Origin of the sequence: Postechiella marina (assembly GCF_039538365.1) — a bacterium.
In the GTDB taxonomy this organism is placed as follows: Bacteria; Bacteroidota; Bacteroidia; order Flavobacteriales; family Flavobacteriaceae; genus Postechiella; species Postechiella marina.
In genome coordinates, this window is sequence record NZ_BAABCA010000002.1 from 495,090 (window position 1) to 513,707 (window position 18,618).

Consider the following 18,618-nt stretch of genomic DNA (forward strand, 5'->3'; position numbering starts at 1 on the left):
AGAATGATAACTTTTGTTTGTAATTTTGATACAAATTTAACCAAATAAACACATAATAATATGTTTACAGGAATTATTGAGGAAATTGGAGTTATATCGAACTTAAAAAGCGAACTAGGTAACTTACATATTTCTGTTAAAAGCAATATTACAAATGAGTTAAAAATAGATCAAAGTGTTGCCCATAATGGTGTATGTTTAACTGTTGTTGCTATAAATGATGATGAATATACCGTTACAGCAATTAAAGAAACTCTAGATAAAACAAGTTTAAACACTTTAAATGTTGGAGACCAAGTTAATTTAGAACGTGCTATGAAGCTTGGAGACAGGTTAGATGGGCATATTGTACAAGGCCATGTAGATCAAACTGGAGTATGCACAGAAATAAAGGAAGAAAATGGAAGTTGGATTTTTACTTTTAAATACGATTCTAAGTTAAATAACATTACAATAGAGAAAGGATCTATTACTGTTAACGGTACAAGTTTAACCGTTGTTAATTCTAAAAAAGATACTTTTAGTGTAGCTATAATACCTTATACTTACGAACACACTAATTTTAACACTTTTAAAAAGGGCACTGTAATAAACTTAGAATTTGATGTTTTAGGAAAATATGTATCTAAATTAGTTAGTTTAAACAACTAATTCCTTTTTAACATTTTTTTTGCACCGTAAATAATAGCGAAACAAGCGCCTAATAGCACACCGCCATCAATAGGTAAACCTGGAGGTGGTGGTGGTCCTGGAGGAGGAGGTGGTATTACTTGAACCGTTTGTGCTGTACACACAAAACTTATTAATACAAATAAGATTGAGGCTATTATTCTTTTATTTTGTATTCTCATTTAATTACAAAAATATTAAAAAAGCGAGTTAACAGAGAGTAAATATACTATTTTATTATAAAACATCCATTAAAATCAAAAAACATCGTTTAAAAACATTATTTTTTGTATTATAATTCATCTAATTTAAACGTTGTTTATAATAAAAAATTATACCAAGTATAAAAATTAACCCTATCTTTTTATAATAAAACAAATATATCAAATTAACAAAAACATAAAAGTTATTAAAGGTTTTTTTTAAGTTAATTGATAAATTATACTCTAAGCATTATCAATCAATAACATATTTACATAAAACAAAAAAGCCTCACAATAAGTGAAGCTCTTTCTATTTTTATCTGTTAAACAGATGTATATTATTAATTATTTAAAGCCTCTGCACCACCAACAATTTCTAATATCTCGTTAGTAATAGCTGCTTGACGTGCTTTATTATAAGTTAATTTAAGTTGATCTCTTAACTCTGTAGCGTTGTCTGTTGCCTTATGCATTGCTGTCATACGTGCACCATGCTCAGAAGCAAAAGAATCTCTTACACCTTTGTATAATTGCGTTTTTAAAGACTTAGGTATTAATTGCTCTACAATTTCTACTTTAGATGGCTCAAAAATATAATCTGTATTAACATTAACATCTCCTTCTACTGGCAAAATTGGTAAAAACTGCTCTGTCATTACAATTTGGGTTGCAGCATTTTTAAACTTGTTATAAACAATTTCGATTTTATCGAACTCACCATTAACAAATTTATCCATTAACATTTGAGCAATTTCTGCAACGTTTTCAAAAGTTAAATTATCATAAATTTCACTCTTGTTTGCAATTACAATATCTTTTTTAGAAAAAGCATCGTTAGATTTTTTGCCTATTGCAAGTACAGAAACATTTTTATCTGCATACACATTATCAATTAAGTTTTGTGTTTGCTTAATTATGTTAGAATTAAAAGCACCACATAACCCTCTATTTGATGTAATAGAAACTATTAATACATTTTTAACTTCGCGTTGTATAGCATACTTACTTCCAGAATCTGCATCTAAGGTTGCACTTAAACTCTGTAGAAGCTCTGTTAACTTGTCTGAATAAGGACGCATTGCTGTAATAGCATCTTGTGCCTTCTTTAACTTTGCAGCAGATACCATTTTCATGGCACTTGTAATTTGCATCGTTGAAGATACTGATGATATTCTATTACGTATTTCTTTAAGATTCGCCATTCTCTTGTTTTATTTGAATGTTTTTGTATTCAAAAGACTCTTCGACTAAGCTCGGAGTGACAATATGATAGAATTTAGAGTTATAAGTTTTATACTCATAACTCTAAATTATACTTTTTAAGCTAAATATTTACCTGATAAGTCTTTTGCTACAGTAGTTAATGTATCTGTAACTTCATCAGTTAATTTACCAGATTTTAAAGTGCTTAAAACATCTGCATGTTTAGCTTTTAAGAACTCAATAAAATCTCTTTCGAATTCTTTTACTTTATTAACTGGTACATCTTTTAATAAGTTTTTAGATCCTGCATAGATAATTGCAACTTGATCTTCCACTGTAAACGGATCGTTTTGACCTTGCTTTAAAATCTCTACGTTACGTTTACCTTTTTCAATTACATTTAAAGTAACAGCATCTAAATCTGATCCAAACTTAGCGAAAGCTTCTAACTCACGAAACTGTGCTTGATCTAATTTTAAAGTACCAGATACTTTTTTCATAGATTTAATTTGTGCGTTACCACCAACACGTGATACAGAAATACCTACGTTAATTGCTGGACGTACACCAGAGTTAAATAAATCTCCATCTAAGAAAATTTGCCCGTCTGTAATAGAAATTACGTTTGTTGGAATATATGCAGAAACGTCACCTGCTTGTGTTTCAATAATTGGTAAAGCTGTTAAAGAACCTCCACCTTTTACAATTGGTTTTAATGAATCTGGTAAATCATTCATTTCTTGAGCAATTGCATCATTATTAATAATTTTTGCAGAACGCTCTAATAACCTTGAGTGTAAGTAAAATACATCTCCTGGGTAAGCCTCACGTCCTGGTGGACGTCTTAATAATAAAGATACCTCACGGTAAGCAACTGCTTGTTTTGATAAATCATCAAATACAATTAAAGCTGGTCTACCTGTATCTCTAAAATACTCTCCAATAGATGCCCCTGTCATTGGTGCGTAAACTTGCATTGCAGCAGGATCTGATGCATTTGCAGCTACTATTGTAGTATAAGCCAAAGCGCCTTTTTCTTCTAAAGTTTTAGCAATGTTTGCTACTGTTGAAGCCTTTTGACCTACAGCAACATATATACAATATACTGGGTTACCAGCATCGTAAAATTCTTTTTGATTTAAGATAGCATCAATACAAACTGTAGTCTTACCAGTTTGACGGTCGCCAATTACCAACTCACGTTGCCCTCTACCTACAGGAATCATCGCATCAATAGCTTTTATACCTGTTTGTAATGGCTCTGTTACTGGCTCTCTATATACAACACCTGGTGCCTTACGCTCTAGAGGCATTTCGTAGGTTTTGCCAGAAATAGGTCCTTTACCATCAATAGGATTTCCTAATGTATCTACAACACGACCAACAATACCTTCACCTACATTAATAGATGCGATACGAGATGTACGCTTTACTGTAGATCCTTCTTTAACTCCTACTGATCCACCAAGTAATACAATACCAACATTGTCTTCTTCAAGGTTAAGTACTATACCTTCTAAACCACCTTCGAATTCTACTAACTCACCATATTGAGCGTTAGCTAATCCGTAAGCACGTACAATACCATCTCCTACAGTTAATACAGTTCCTACTTCGTCTAATGAAGCACTTGCTTCAAAACCCGAAAGTTGTTGTTTTAAGATTGCTGATATTTCAGCTGGTTTTACTTCTGCCATCTTATAATTTATTTAGATCTTAAAGATCTTAGTTTAATGTAAATTCTTGTTTTAATTTGTTTAGTTGATTTGCTATACTTGCATTGTACTGCACATCTCCTACACGTAAAATGAAACCACCTATAATGCTTTCATCTACAATATTTTCTACTTCCACATCTTTACCTGTAAGTGCTTTAGCTTTAGCTAAAACTTTACTTTTTAATGCATCTGTTAAAGCTACCGCTGTTGTTACTGTAGCAAGCTCTATTCCTTTAGACTCGTCAAATAATTGATTATATTTTACAGCCACATCACCTAAAATATCAATTCTATTATTGCTAATTAAAGTGTCAACTAAATTTAAAGTGGTTTTATTAAGGTTTTTAAACACCTCTAAAACTACAGATTTTTTTATTGTTGAGCTAACTACAGGGCTTTTAAGCACTTCGCTCAACTCTTTACTAGCTTGTATAGTATCAGCTACTAGTTTCATATCAGTATTTACAACATCTGCTGCTTTTTGATCTGATGCTAAACTTAAAACCGCTTTTGCGTAACGTATTGCTGCTCTTGCTCCCGCCATTGTATATTAGTTTAATTTTGCTTCACCTAACATAGACTCTACCAAGGCAACTTGTTTGTCTTTATTAGATAATTCTGCACGAATTACTTTTTCTGCGATGTCTAAAGATAAGTTAGATACTTGCGCTTTTAAATCGGCTATGGCAGCTTTCTTTTCTCCTTCTATTGCAACTTGTGCTTGAGCTATCATTTTGTTTGCTTGACCTTCTGCTTCAGACTTAGCATCTTCAATCATCTTGTTTTTCATTTCGCGAGCCTCTTTTAGCATCTCTTCGCGTTCTGCTCTAGCTTCTTGCAATAACTTTTGATTATCTGCTTGAAGATTTTGCATCTCTAACTTTGCTTTTTCAGCTGAATCTAATGCATCTTGAATACCATCTTCTCTAGACTGTAATGAGTCTAAAATAGGTTTCCAAGCAAATTTTCTCATTAATACAATTAATATTAATAAGATAATGGCTTGCATAAAAAATAAGCCTGGCGAAAAATCATGTAATAACTGATCCATGTAAAACTATAAATTAGTTGTTATTTGTTTTTGTTTAATTTTTAAAGAAAACATTATAGCTCTCTTTAGTACTAGTATTTCCTTATTATGAAAATTTAAAAACAGGTCCTGCAACCAACCGTTACAGGATACTGTTCTTGTTGTTTTTTTAGGAAATTCTTATTTCCCTAAGATTAATGCACCGAATGCTAAACCTTCTAATAAGGCTCCAATGATGATCATCGCAGTTTGGATTTTTCCAGCTGCTTCTGGTTGACGTGCAATACCTTCCATTGCTTTTCCACCAATTTGACCTAATCCGATACCACCACCGATAACGATTAATCCTGCTCCAATTAAATTGTACATACTAATTTGATTTTTATAAATATTAATTAAACAAATTCTTTTTAATGATGGTCATGTTCTTCAACAGCCATACCAATAAATAACGATGATAACATCGTAAAAATAAACGCTTGTAAAAACGCTACTAAAATTTCGATTATCATTATAAACAACGATAATACAAGAGACATTCCTGTAGATACTACAGGACCAAATGCTTCTTTCATTGTAATCATTAAAGCAATTAAGCTCATTACCACAAAGTGACCTGCAGTAATGTTAGCAAACAAACGCACTAATAATGAGAATGGTTTAATAATTACAAAACCTACAAGCTCTATTATTGCTAATACTGGTCTTAATATTACCGGTACTCCTGGCATCCATAATGTGTGAGACCAAAAATCTTTACTACCACTAAACATGTATATTAACATGGTAAAAATGGCTAAACATGCTGTTACTGCTATTTGTCCTGTTACATTAAACCCTAGCGGTGTTAAACCTAATAAGTTTAATATCCATATAAAGAAAAAGACAGTAAGCAAGAAGCCCATAAATTTACGATACTTTTTCTCTCCAATATTTGGTTTTGCAATTTCGTCACGAACATAAATTACCAAAGGTTCTAACACTCTAGAGAATCCTTTTGGTATTGTTTTTCCGTTTTTATACCCTCGCGCTAATGCACCAAAGCCCAACAACATTAATAAACCTGTTAACAACATACCAAATACAGACTTAGTAATAGAAAAATCTAAAACCTTGTGTGCATTAGTTGCATGATGTGCTTCATCAAAATTAACGGATGTAGCCCCATTGTCTAGTTCGTATATTTTACTGTGAAGTTTTACTAATTTAGTATCACCTTTATCAACAACAACCTTACCACTATCATCATGATGAAATGCTGAAGACATAAATGTTTTTAAACCATTGCTAGTCCATACAATTACTGGTAACGGAAAACTATAATGCGTACCAGACTCGTTGTGTGTGTAAAAATGAAAATCGTGCGAATCTTTTAAGTGATGTGCAATGTATTCTCTAATTTCTTCTCCCGTATCTACTTTGTTTCCAGGTTTATGCTGTGTATCATCTCCATAAGAAGATATAGAAAACAACGCTAAAACTAAAATTGCTATAAAATTGATAGATTTTTTTGCCACCATCATACTTTTTCTAACTAATAAATTTATGCTCTGTAAATTTTGTGCAAATGTAAGTAATAATTTAAAAATGCAAAGCCTTTTTTTTTAAGAATTCTTTAAGAATAGAAATTTACTAGGTTTTTCTTGTAAAGTTAGTAATTACTTACTGTTTAAGAGTTTTGATACAGCTATGGCCTCTGCTATTAAAAAAAGAAATAACGGAATTACCAAACCTATACGCTCCATTTGCGTCAAATTTTCGTTAGCAAAAACCGATGATTGAAAAATTAAAACAAACGCCCCTATTTTAAAAAACATTAAAGTTAAATAGGCATATCCTGCTTGATTTGGAAGTTTCTCGGCTACAATTTCTACAGAAACATAAACTAAAATGGCTGCTACTAAATGAAATAGGTATATAGAAAACAGCGAGAACGAAAGCGCTACCGTTGTTAAATAATTTTGAAGATTAGAACCTATTACAAATAAAAGAAAAAGTATTATACTTACTATTAATATACGCTTAATCATTTAATGGTTATTTTTGGTTTTATCGCTATTTGTTATATTCAATACTTGTTTTATAACTGCATACATAGCTATAAAAACAGCGATTAAAGTGACTATTTTGTAGTACAGTTGATTGGTATTATTAAATTTTACATCTAACCATTCGCCTAGTTTACTTCCTAAATAAATGGTAGCGCCCATTTGAATTGCTATAGACGAAAACCGAATAAATGGATTAAGCTGTTTTTTCTGATTTCGATTTTCGCGATTTGCCATTGTCAATATCTTTTGCAATACCCTTCATAACACAAGTTACGTTAAAAATAGCTCCAGGCTCTACAGCAAGTTTACCAACCTCTACTTCGCCCTCTATTTGAGCAGCTGTTTTTAATGTTAATATTCCAGAGAGAGTTAATTTACCAGAAAATTTACCTTCAAAATAAGCATCGGTACCTTGTAGTGTACCTGTTATGTTTCCAGACCTACCAACAACTACTTTACCTGTTGTTATTATATTTCCTTCTATAGTACCATCAATTCTAAAATCGCCTTGGCTATTAAAATCACCTACAATTTTAGTGCCTTTTGAAATTATATTTTGACTAGATGTGCTATCAACCATTTGTTTATCTTTTTTATTATCTGAGAACATAATAATGCTATTATTTAGTTGTTGTCTTTATTTAAATATCCTTCTAAGTTTTTATGAATTTGAATAATTTGATAGTTTGCAGACGATATTACAAAATAGGGCTTGGTAATTTTACCTTTATCCTCCTCTTCAAATAATTGGTAAAATGCCTTGGCTACTTCGTTGTTTTTTAAACCGTGAACTAAAACAAAAGATTCATTTTCATCATATACATCAACAGATGTATTTAATTTATAATATTTAATATTTTTTAAAACCGAATCTAAATCTGTATTAAAATTCATCATGTTTTCTGCTTCAGTGTTTTTAAATCGGTAAACAACCTTAAAACTATTTACAACACTATCGTTAACAAAATTTGCTGTTTCTATTTTTGGCAACATTTCGGTTTCTATATTTTTTGCTTGCTTACCCTCTAAAGTGTTTGCATACGTAACTGCTAAATGGTTAATTCCTTTTTTATACGCTTCAAACCCTTTTAAACGTCCTAAAGCTGTTGCTTTTAGCAACTCGAATTTAGGCACGATAGGTTCTCCATCAAACGTATTTATATACTCGTTACTCTTTGCAATTACTTGGGCATATTTTTGTGCTTCGTGTAATGCATATGTGCTCTCGTATAAACTTGTCGGGCTATTTTCGTCTTTTTGATTAGCTAATTCTGGATTGGTTAAAATAGTAGCGTATCTAGACTCTGGGTAACTTTTAATAATATCTGCCTTAGCAATAGATGCCTCGTCGTTTTCGCCTAATAATTCATAAATTTTATATAAATTATATTTTGATGGCAGTATTAATCGTTCTTCTGGATTGCTTTTAAGTAAGTTTTGAAATTTATCTTTTGCCAAGTCATATTCTTTAAACTTCTCTTTATATATAAGTCCTAATTGATAATAAGCATAGTTTCTATCTCTAGAAAGGCTATCTATTTCTTTATCTGAAGTTGGAATTTTAGAGATATAAAACTGCGGATCGAATAACTCGTCGTTTGAAGCATTGGCAGTAATAGCGTTATTTAAAGAAATGTTTACTCCTGCACCTGTACTATTTTTAACAGACCATCTCCAATTATCTTCTAAATCTCGATCTCCCCAAATTTTTACAAATTCATTTTTACCATAAGACACCGTTGTTGGGTTGTAAAAATAAAATGTGGCTGCTTGGGTTGGAGAACCACCTCTAGACATATTAGATGCCGAAGTTCCTAAATTATTATTTACCGTAGCTAGTCCATTATTACGCTCTGCCAACTTTAGTTTTTTAGCTTCCTCTTCTGCTTTTTCTTTTAAAACCTCAACAAAATCACCAAAATAAGCAAGACGTCCTGCTTCTGGCATGTTAACAAGGTGTAAAATACTATCGTTTACCTTAGCTATGTTTTCGTAATAAATAACATCTTCTAAATTATCGCGCTTCTTTTTAATTACACGGTAAGGTTTAGAGTTTAATTTAAGCTTAGTTAATGTACTATCGTAATACGCACCCGCTTCTCTATAAATAGAAGCATCAAAATTCATATCGCCTAAAACCTCATAATTTTTAGCCATTAAGATATGATCTCTAGAATTGGTTCGTAACGATTTATTATAATAATTTACCGCCAAAGAATCGGATGCATTTATTAAGTAGTACTGTCCTATTTCATGATAAATTTTATCTAAAAACGGACGATTCTCTCTATTTTCTTCAAGTTTAGTAAGGTGTTCTAAAAGCTCAAATTTATTACCATGTTCGTAATCGAAATTTTTAATTTTTTCGATATGTGCACTAATCATATAAATTCTAGGTGTTCTTCTATTAAGCTCTATAACCCGATCGAAAGCATAATTAGCGCTATCTTTTTTACCTAATTTATTATAAAGCTGACCTTGTATAAAACGGTAACGCCCACGCTCGTCATTACTTTTTGTTGCGTTAGATGCTATTTCTAATTGTGTAATAGCGCTATCTATAGCTTTGGTGTTTAAGTAAGCTTGCGCTAAAATAGATGTAGCATCTGCCAAATCTTGATCTTCTAATTCTTCTTGTTTTAAAAGACGTTTTAAGTTTTTAATAGCCAACTCATCGTTCTCTAAACGAATATTAGTTTTTTCGCGCCACACTTTGGCTTGATTAATTTTATCGCTTGTTGGATATTTGTAAAGAATATAGTTAAAAGCCTCTAAAGCAGGCACAAAACGCTGATCGAAATATCTAGATTTACCAAGAAGTAAGTAAGCTTCGTCTATTTGAGGTTTTTTTTCTTTTCCTCCAATATTCATGCTATGCTTTTGTATGGCACTAACTGCTTTTTCTTCTGCTCTTGTAAATTCTTGATTTTTAGATTGCCCTGGCAAAACAATCTCGTCTACAATTTGCATGCGCTCTATTGGTAACACCTCCCAATAGTTATCGAAATAACTTTCGTTAAGACTCTCTCTTCCCTGATCTAGTGCTAAATAACCATTATATAATATGTTAAACTCTGTAGTTACCGCATGAAAATTTCTGCTAATAAACTTGTCTTTTTTGCGAGAACAACTTGTAATCACAATTAAAAAACAAAAAAGGACGCTTATAACTTTTAAAGATGTTTTCAATACCTGCTTATTTAATATAAGTAAATAACTATAAACTCTTATTTATAGTATATTATGCCAGTTAATATTTGTATTTACCAACCTAAGAGGGTAAAAATAAGCATCTTTTTTGATTAAGAGATAATTGATATAACAAAATTAAACCTGCTTGTTAGGTTTTAATACAATTTACAAAAACAAAAAAACTGGTCGCGAGCCAATTAAACTAAATAACTTCTGTCCCAGAAAAATGGTTTTCTAATTCTTTTAACGTCTCTGTATTTGTTTCTAAATCTTTAACAATTTCGCCTTTTTCTAAAACCACAATACGCTCGCAAACATCGGTTACATGCAATAAATCGTGACTAGATATTAATACAGTTACACCCTGCTTTTTAGCTAAGTTTTTAATAATATCTTTTAATCTTATTTGTGTTGTTGGGTCTAAATTAGCAAAAGGCTCGTCTAAAATAATAACCTCTGGATTACCAATTAAAGCAGCAACAATGCCCGCTTTTTTTTGGTTACCTTTACTTAGGTCTCTTAAATACTTTTTTTGATTCAATATTTCGCCATGAAAAAAATCTGAAAACTGAGCAACCAAACGATCTACATCTGCTTTATTTTGATGCCTCAATTCTCCAATAAAATAAAAATACTCCTCTGGAGTTAAATATCCTATTAAAAAACTTTCGTCTATAAATGCCGATGTAAAAGGTTTCCAGTCTTCGCTCTCGTGCACAAGCACATCCTTATTTTTAATGTGCCCTGTTGTTGGCTTAATTAAATCTAGCAGCAAACTAAAATATGTAGTTTTACCAGCACCATTATTACCAACCAAGCCAAAACTTTGACCTTTTGGAATATTTAAAGACGCTATGTTTAATACTTGATTTTCTTTATATTTTTTTGAAAGATTATATGTTGTTATCATAACTATATTAATTTTCTTGATTGAATGCGCTAATCATTTCATACTTAGATGCTAAGTACTTATCAGCAATAAATTTCATTAATTTTTGATGAAAAACAATGCCCATAACCCCCATTAAGCCCAAAACCAAACAACCTATTTCGAAATTAAAAACAGCATAAAAAACGCCAAAAATAATAGCTGGAAGCAATAAAATAGGGATTCCAATTAACCATTGTACAGCACCCGTACCTTGATAATTAAACACTGCTTTCTGGTCTAAATTTATCTTTTTCCTATTAAAAGAACCTCCATACATAATAACATGGGTATTGATACCTACATTATAAATAGTAGCTGCAAAATATGCTAACAAAATTTTCCACCCAAAGTATACATAGGGTACACTTAATACAAACAAAATAATAACACTAAGCGCCATTAATGTAAATTTAGATTTTAAATACTTTTCATATTTAATATTCTGACTCATTAATAGCTTATAATAACTACTATCCCAGGCTGGAATAAACTGACCGAAGTTCATTAAAAAAATACCTGTAGAAAAGATACCTACGAAAACGAATAACCAAGGCTGGTTTGCAAAGTCTGGGTTTGAAAAAAACAGTAACCCATAGAATAGACCTAGGCCTAACATCCAAAGTGTAGACTTAGACCGCTTATTTCGCCATATTAATTTTAAATCTAATTGCATAAAAGGAGCAATATCTCCAAAGTTTTTTGTCCAATCTAAATTAGATGTACTAACCCTTGCAACCTTAGTTTTTAAAGAACTATCTAAAAACAGTTTGTTTCTAAGTATTTTAAAATTAAAAACATACAAAACAATTAAGATTGCTACAGGAATAAAAATTAAAACAGGATTGTTAGCAACAACTATAATACTGTTTGACAAGCCATTAGAAAAACTAATAATGTTAAAGTAATTTAAGCCATATAAAACACTTGCAATAACAATTATTGGTAAAAAAGAAAGTTCTGATTCTGCCGAAAAACTCTCAATAATAAAATTGATAAAATTGTTAATTAAGGTGAGCAAAACAATAATTATCATCCAGGTAAAAATAACTGAAGCATTATTGCTTCCGCTAGAAATTAGTTTTAATCCAAACGGTACAATAGCAAATAAAGGCAAAATATTTATAACAGAAATTACCGATTTAGCTAAAACAAAATTAACAATAGCACTTCGTTTTATTGGCAAGATAAGCAATGGTTTAACACTTACAACCGGCAATTTTTGAAAGAAAAACCGAAGCATTAAATCGCCTAAAATCCAAAAGAAAATTAACTTATTAAAAGCTGTAAAAGCATCTAATTCTGGATAAAAATCGGCAAGCAATTTATCCATAGCAAATCCAAGAATTAAAAACATAAGCATAAAATAGACCGCAAAAAAGCCCATAAGTACTTTTATACCCATACTTTTACCAAAATTGGCAGACCTAAAAAACGATTTCCATTCTAGCTTTAAAAAATTATTAAACATCGTTTAATTAATTATATTTCTGTGCAATAGCTTGAACTTCCATTCCCCAAGATTGCCCAAAAGCCATGGCTTTTTGTGTTAACCCTAATTGTTTTTCGGCTAATTTTTTACCCAAATCTGTATGATAGAATTTTACTAATTCTTTAATTTCGGTTCTTGTAAATTCTTCCATATAAAGTCCTGCCATTTTTGCATACAAACCTTTTAAAGTCCCACTAGCTTCTTTAGTATACGCTTCTTTTTTTTCTGCAGACACCATCATGCCTATTTGATCTATAGCGTTTTCAAATGCAGCTCCTGCACCTGTTAATTTTATAAAATCAATAGTTTCTTGTTTAAATTCTGTTTCCTCTTGAGCTTGAGTGTGTATTGAAAACGTTGCAACAAATAAACATGCTAATAATACTTTTTTCATTTTTTTTATTTAATTAGGTTAATGTCGTTATCGATATATGTATTCTTTTTAAGAAAAGTGTTACATTTTTTATGATAAAATATATTCTGGATATTGTTTTGACATTTTCTCTTTTAATTTTTTTGGAATTATTACTACAGAAATAAAAAAGATTAATAAATATAAAACGATACATGTTGAAATTATCAACTCTGTAGTGGTTGTCCATTCTCCATCTGAAGCGAATAAATTCTGAGACCAAACTCCAATGTTTAAAAAATGAATCAATCCGCCTAACTGGATAATATTATTTTCGAACAACCACTTCTTACCAGTTTTCTTTTTTCTTTTATTAATACCTTTTTTAATTCTTATAACATGAAAGACGTGCACAGAAAATATTACAATAACAAGTCCCATCATTAATAAATTTTTATCGTCTAAAAAATGCATTAACCTAAATAAAGCCCAAACAAAAAATAGAGTAATTATTATTTTGGGTAATTCTAAAAATGGTTTTAAATACAACAAAACTTGTTTTCTGTAGTGTTTATTTAGTGCTTTTGTTTTTTCTTCAACCAAGTCTGAAAAACCATAAATTCCAAATTTTTTAAACTCATTTACTAAAGCTGTATCAAAAGAAGTTTCGGTATTTATCTCCCATTGGTTTTCAATACCGTTTGCTAAATGGTCTACCAACTCTGTTTGTACGTCGTACCATTCTACATAATGTTTTTCAACAAAAGTGTATAGTTGTTCTATTTGGTTTTTGGTAACTTTTCTCATCTATTCAAATCTAAATTTAGGATTAACCAAAGCCCGCATAGTCTCTATATATTGCTCTAATTCATTAAGTTTATTTACCGTCTCTTTTACACCTTCCTCTGTTAGTTTATAATATTTTCGTAATCTATTATCTACTTTTAACACCTCAACATCTAACAAACCCTGTGCCTCTAGCTTATGTAAAGAAGGATAAAGCGCCCCTTCTGTAATTTTAAGCTCTCCATTAGTAATAGCTTTTACTTTTTGGGTTATTTCGTAACCATACATTTTATCATGCTCGTTTAAAAGCTTCAAAATAATAGTGGTTAAACTACCCTTATACAAATTAGATTTTTTCATAACACAGTAAATATACATAAAATACTTATGCATAATAATCTTATGTATTTATTTTTCAACGATTATATATGTCATATGTTATGGCTTCACTATTTTTGTAAAAATTTTACATATGTCTGGATTTCACAAACTCACTATAAAAGATATAAAAAGAGAAACTAAGAAAGCGATTAGCATTAGTTTTGAATTGCCTAATAATTTAAAAGACGATTTTAAATTTAAGGCAGGACAGTATATTACACTAAAAACAGAAATAAACGGTAAAGAAGTAAGGCGCGATTACTCACTTTGCTCCTCCCCCAAAAGTGGAGAACTTAAAGTTGCTGTTAAAGAAGTAAAAGATGGTACGTTCTCATCTTACGCCAACAATACTCTAAAAGCTGGAGATGTTTTAGATGTAGCCACCCCAAAAGGTAGGTTTACTTTTACCCCAAACGACTCTAAAACAAAAAACATTGCTGCTTTTGCTGCTGGTAGCGGTATTACACCTGTATTAAGTATTATAAAATGTGCTTTAGAAGAAGAAGTACATAGCAAAGTTATACTTGTATATGGTAACAAAACAACCAAAGACACTATGTTTTTAAACGAGCTATTAGCGCTTCAACACCAATACAAAGAGCGTTTCACAATACAATTTGTATTTAGTCAAGAAGACGAAAACGATTCTATTTTTGGTCGAATAGAAAAAAGCACCGTTAATTATATTATTAAAAACGAATACAAACATATTGAGGTTGATGCTTTTTTCCTTTGCGGACCAGAAGCTATGATTCACACAGTTAAAGATGTTTTAACAGAACACAATATTGATGCAGACACTATACATTACGAATTATTTAAAGCATCGAAACCTACCGAAATAAAAGAAGAAGAAGAAGAAGAAGAAGTAAGTGTTACTAACGGACAAACAAAAATTACTGTTATTGTAGACGATGAAGAAACTACTTTTGAAATGTCGCAAAAACAGACACTTCTTGAAGCTGCTCTAGATAAACATTTAGATGCACCGTATTCGTGCCAAGGTGGTATTTGCAGTAGTTGTTTAGCCAGAATAAAAGAAGGAGAAGCAACCATGAGACAAAATAATATTTTAACCGATAGCGAAATAGCAGAAGGCTTAACATTAACATGCCAAGCACACCCAACAACCGATAAAATAGTTATCGATTTTGACGATGTTTAAAATCTAAAATATTTTTATTACCTCCTAAAGCGCTGAATATTCAGCGCTTTTTTTATGCCTTATAACTCCAAAACACTATTAGTTTTTGCCCATATATGCTCTAAATTAAAATCTGTTTTTAAAAGCTACAATTTGAACATTACAACAACAATTTACTTAAAAAAAACATGTTAAAAACAGCTAAAAATTAAATTAAAAAACTGATAGTCAATAAAATAAATCAATTTTAAAAATGCATACAAAAAACAAGTAATAAGCAATATGTTACATGCTTTTAGTAATATGTAACATCAAAATAAGCATGTCAAAGTTAAATTTGTGTTAACGAAAACTAAATTTAAATTAACGTTAAATTCAAATGTTTATGAAATTATCAAAATTACTTAAGAAAAAATGCCAACATCGCATTTTTATGTTAATGATGGTATGGCTTGCTGGTATAGCAGTAGGACATGCACAAAACATAACAGTAAGCGGTGTAGCCAGTGACGAGTCTGGTATCCCTTTGGCTGGAGCAAACATTATTGTTAAAGGAACAACTAATGGAACACAAACCGATTTTGATGGAAACTTCTCTATCTCTGCAGCCAAAGGCGCTACACTTGTAGTAAGCTACTTGGGCTACATTACTAAAGAGATTACTGTATCTGGTACTTCTTTAAATGTTAGTCTTGCAGAAGATGCTAGTCAATTAGACGAGGTTGTTATTATTGGTTACGGTTCTCAAAAGAAATCCGATTTAACAGGATCTGTGGCAACAGTAGGAGCCAAAGACATTGAAAAATACACATATAATGATGCTTCGCAAGCCTTACAAGGTAAAATGGCAGGTGTTAATGTACAAGCTCAAGGCGGAGCTCCAGGAGCAGGCTCTGTAATAACAATTAGAGGTACTGGTACATTTAGTAACGCTGGCCCTTTATATGTTATAGACGGAATGATTACTGGAAGCATGAGTAACATAAACCCAGGAGATATTGCAACAGTATCTGTTTTAAAAGACGCCTCTGCAACTGCAATATATGGGTCTAGAGCTGCAAACGGTGTTGTTATTATTACTACTAAAAAAGGAAAAAAAGGAAAAATTAGCATAAACTTAGATACTAGTTTTGGTTTTCAAAGTGTAATAAACGAACCACAATGGGCAGATGCTACACAATATGCAACAATTGTAAATAGATCTAATGATGCAGATGGCGTACCAAGATACCCTGCAAACGATACGCAATTCGACCCAAATTATAGTAGTAATTTATATGATGACTCTTTTAGATCTGCTTCTGTAAGTAATACAAGTTTAAGACTTTCTGGAGGAGGAGAACATAGCGTATACAGCCTTTCTTTAAATCAATTCGATCAAGAAGGAATTATTAAATTCTCAGAATTTAAAAGAACAACCGTTAGAGCCAATGCAGGCCTAGATAAAGGTAAGTTTAAAATGGAAAGTACTATTGGATTAACAAGAACTGTAAATAATCCAAACCCATACTTTAATAAAGAAAGAAACCTTTTACCAACTATTAGATTAAAAAATGACGCTGGAGAATGGAGTGCTGATGATAGAGCAGATCGCGGAATAACAACTGCCTACGGAGCTTTTTATGGTCCCGGAACCATTGCTAACGAGCTAGGTATTGCTGCTTTAGAAGAAAGAGAAAACACGATAAACAATGTATTAGGAAACATTTCTGCATCATACGAAATATTAGAAGGCTTAACATATAAACTTAACCTTGGTATGGAAGCTGCTTCTAGAAACAATTTTACATTTAGTCCAGACGCACAAGTTATTTATAACGGAACCAATAAAGCAACCTCTCAATTAAACGAAACTAACACAAACTCATTAAACACTTTAGTAGAGCAAACTTTAAACTATAGTAAAACATTTGGTAAACATAAAGTAAATGCATTAGCTGGTTTTACAGATCAAAAAAATAATTCAAGATCTTTAGGCATAGTTGCTATTAATGCTACTAACGGGATAAGCACTGCTGGCGCTTTCTCTAAAGACAACTTACAATCTGCTCCTGGAGAAGACATAACCTCAACTATCCAATCATACTTTGGTAGATTAAACTATACTTTTGATGATAAGTATTTATTAACAGCAAGTATTCGTCGTGATGGGTCTTCTTTATTTAGAGAAGAATTAAGGTTTGGTCAATTTCCATCTTTTGCTTTGGGTTGGAATTTAAGTAACGAAAAATTCATGGAAAATTTCGATGCGCTTACAAATATTAAATTAAGAGCTGGTTATGGTGAAATTGGATCGAACAACATTAATGCTTACGACATAGTGCCAACTATAAACCTATTTAGTACTTATGTTTTAGGAGATGTTAATACAAGAATATCTGGTAATGCAGTTACTAGAGGTACAAATAGTAATGCCTTTTGGGAAACAACTAAAACGACAAACTTTGGTTTAGAGTTTAATGCTTTAAACTCTAGATTAAGTGTTACTATGGATTACTTTATTAAAAAATCTGAAGATATCTTAGTTGATATCCAATTACCATTATACACTGGTTTCTCTAATACAATTCCTTTTAACAGAGGTAGCATTCAAAATAAAGGATTTGAATTTTTAGCTACATATGCAGATCAAATAGGAGACTTAAACTTTAGCGTTACCGGAAACTTTTCTACACTAGACAACGAGGTAACATCTTTAGGTGGTCAAGCTCCAATAATAGGCGGAGGTTTTACATCTAACGGATTACGAGGAACTAGAACAGAAATTGGCCAACCTATTGGCTCTTTTTATGGATATGTTACCGATGGTATATACCAAACAAACGATGAAGCATCTGCTGCAAACGATCAAGAAGGAAACCCAATAGCTGGAGATTTAAAATTTAAAGATTTTGATGGTGATGGGCTAAACCCTGACGACAGAAGATTTCTTGGAAGCCCAATACCAAATTTTGAATACGGTATTAATATCACAGCAGATTATAAAAATTTCGATTTAAGCCTATTTTTTAACGGTGTTGCAGGAAATAAAATTTTAAATTCTACAAAATACAGAGGTTACTTTGATTTTAATGGAAATTATTTAGCAGATGCCATTAACGCATGGACTCCAACAAATACAAATACAAATGTACCAAGAAACACACAAGTAGATTCTGGGTTTAACCGTAGAATGTCTGATTTTTACCTTGAAAGCGGAGCTTATTTTAGATTAAGAAATGCTCAAATAGGTTACAGTTTACCTGATGATGTAATGGATAAAATTAAACTTCAAAAAATAAGACTATACCTTTCTGCAACAAATTTATTTACCATAAGCGATTATTCTGGTTACTACCCAGAAGTTGGTAGAAATAGTAGAGGTGGGACAAGCTTATTTAATGCTGGTGTAGACGAGGGTAACTACCCTACACCAAGAACATTCCAACTTGGCTTACAAGTTTCTTTTTAAAAAATAAAAATGAAAAAA

Annotated in this window: 19 protein-coding genes; 3 read left to right on the forward strand and 16 right to left on the reverse strand. The window is 31.4% G+C overall.

Going from position 1 to position 18,618, the window contains the following annotated elements; translation table 11 throughout:
• Positions 1-60 precede the first annotated feature (60 nt).
• The gene (locus ABD715_RS05970) at positions 61-651 is read left to right on the forward strand and encodes a riboflavin synthase (protein WP_344787204.1); all 591 of its coding nucleotides are present in this window, start codon (positions 61-63) and stop codon (positions 649-651) included.
• Here the strand turns inward: ABD715_RS05970 and ABD715_RS05975 are convergent.
• The 16 genes from ABD715_RS05975 to ABD715_RS06050 all read right to left on the reverse strand — a co-directional run bounded on the left by ABD715_RS05975 (position 648) and on the right by ABD715_RS06050 (position 13,984).
• A complete protein-coding gene (locus tag ABD715_RS05975) occupies positions 648-851 on the reverse strand; it encodes a PID-CTERM protein-sorting domain-containing protein (protein ID WP_344787205.1) in 204 nt (67 codons plus the stop codon). The genes ABD715_RS05970 and ABD715_RS05975 overlap by 4 nt on opposite strands.
• 362 nt (positions 852-1,213) lie before the next feature.
• Positions 1,214-2,074 carry an ATP synthase F1 subunit gamma gene (atpG, locus tag ABD715_RS05980; protein WP_344787206.1) on the reverse strand — a complete coding sequence of 287 codons (861 nt, stop codon included), beginning with the start codon at positions 2,072-2,074 and terminating at the stop codon, positions 1,214-1,216.
• A 117-nt stretch (positions 2,075-2,191) separates the two neighbouring features.
• Positions 2,192-3,772, reverse strand: coding sequence for a F0F1 ATP synthase subunit alpha (atpA, locus tag ABD715_RS05985; protein WP_344787207.1), 1,581 nt, complete (start codon positions 3,770-3,772; stop codon positions 2,192-2,194).
• A 28-nt stretch (positions 3,773-3,800) separates the two neighbouring features.
• The gene (gene atpH / locus ABD715_RS05990) at positions 3,801-4,337 is read right to left on the reverse strand and encodes an ATP synthase F1 subunit delta (RefSeq protein ID WP_344787208.1); all 537 of its coding nucleotides are present in this window, start codon (positions 4,335-4,337) and stop codon (positions 3,801-3,803) included.
• A gap of 6 nt (positions 4,338-4,343) precedes the next feature.
• Positions 4,344-4,844: a F0F1 ATP synthase subunit B gene (locus ABD715_RS05995; RefSeq protein ID WP_344787209.1), complete on the reverse strand. Its 501-nt coding sequence runs from the start codon at positions 4,842-4,844 to the stop codon at positions 4,344-4,346.
• Between the two features lie 159 nt (positions 4,845-5,003).
• Positions 5,004-5,192, reverse strand: a complete 189-nt coding sequence (atpE, locus tag ABD715_RS06000; RefSeq protein WP_004569351.1) for an ATP synthase F0 subunit C — start codon at positions 5,190-5,192, stop codon at positions 5,004-5,006.
• A 41-nt stretch (positions 5,193-5,233) separates the two neighbouring features.
• Complete coding sequence (atpB, locus tag ABD715_RS06005; protein WP_344787210.1) at positions 5,234-6,346, reverse strand: F0F1 ATP synthase subunit A; 1,113 nt, start codon at positions 6,344-6,346, stop codon at positions 5,234-5,236.
• Between the two features lie 135 nt (positions 6,347-6,481).
• Positions 6,482-6,853, reverse strand: coding sequence for a DUF6168 family protein (locus ABD715_RS06010; protein WP_344787211.1), 372 nt, complete (start codon positions 6,851-6,853; stop codon positions 6,482-6,484).
• Positions 6,854-7,108 (reverse strand): AtpZ/AtpI family protein, encoded by a 255-nt coding sequence (locus ABD715_RS06015; protein WP_344787212.1) that lies wholly within the window; start codon positions 7,106-7,108, stop codon positions 6,854-6,856.
• Positions 7,068-7,484, reverse strand: coding sequence for a bactofilin family protein (locus tag ABD715_RS06020; RefSeq protein ID WP_344787213.1), 417 nt, complete (start codon positions 7,482-7,484; stop codon positions 7,068-7,070). The genes ABD715_RS06015 and ABD715_RS06020 overlap by 41 nt, the downstream gene beginning before the upstream one ends.
• A 14-nt stretch (positions 7,485-7,498) precedes the next feature.
• Positions 7,499-10,063, reverse strand: coding sequence for a type IX secretion system periplasmic lipoprotein PorW/SprE (gene porW, locus ABD715_RS06025; RefSeq protein WP_486357904.1), 2,565 nt, complete (start codon positions 10,061-10,063; stop codon positions 7,499-7,501).
• Between the two features lie 205 nt (positions 10,064-10,268).
• The gene (locus ABD715_RS06030) at positions 10,269-10,976 is read right to left on the reverse strand and encodes an ABC transporter ATP-binding protein (RefSeq protein ID WP_344787215.1); all 708 of its coding nucleotides are present in this window, start codon (positions 10,974-10,976) and stop codon (positions 10,269-10,271) included.
• A gap of 7 nt (positions 10,977-10,983) precedes the next feature.
• Complete coding sequence (locus ABD715_RS06035; protein WP_344787216.1) at positions 10,984-12,465, reverse strand: DUF5687 family protein; 1,482 nt, start codon at positions 12,463-12,465, stop codon at positions 10,984-10,986.
• 7 nt (positions 12,466-12,472) lie between these two features.
• Entirely contained in the window at positions 12,473-12,880 is a 408-nt protein-coding gene (locus ABD715_RS06040) for a DUF2059 domain-containing protein (RefSeq protein ID WP_344787217.1), read from the reverse strand.
• A gap of 69 nt (positions 12,881-12,949) precedes the next feature.
• Positions 12,950-13,645 (reverse strand): hypothetical protein, encoded by a 696-nt coding sequence (locus tag ABD715_RS06045; RefSeq protein ID WP_344787218.1) that lies wholly within the window; start codon positions 13,643-13,645, stop codon positions 12,950-12,952.
• The gene (locus ABD715_RS06050; protein WP_344787219.1) at positions 13,646-13,984 is read right to left on the reverse strand and encodes a PadR family transcriptional regulator; all 339 of its coding nucleotides are present in this window, start codon (positions 13,982-13,984) and stop codon (positions 13,646-13,648) included.
• 112 nt (positions 13,985-14,096) lie between these two features.
• On the opposite strand from ABD715_RS06050, the gene ABD715_RS06055 reads away from it, so the two are divergent.
• Complete coding sequence (locus ABD715_RS06055; RefSeq protein ID WP_344787220.1) at positions 14,097-15,170, forward strand: 2Fe-2S iron-sulfur cluster-binding protein; 1,074 nt, start codon at positions 14,097-14,099, stop codon at positions 15,168-15,170.
• A gap of 364 nt (positions 15,171-15,534) precedes the next feature.
• A complete protein-coding gene (locus ABD715_RS06060) occupies positions 15,535-18,600 on the forward strand; it encodes a SusC/RagA family TonB-linked outer membrane protein (protein ID WP_344787221.1) in 3,066 nt (1,021 codons plus the stop codon).
• The last annotated feature ends 18 nt before the right edge of the window (positions 18,601-18,618 follow it).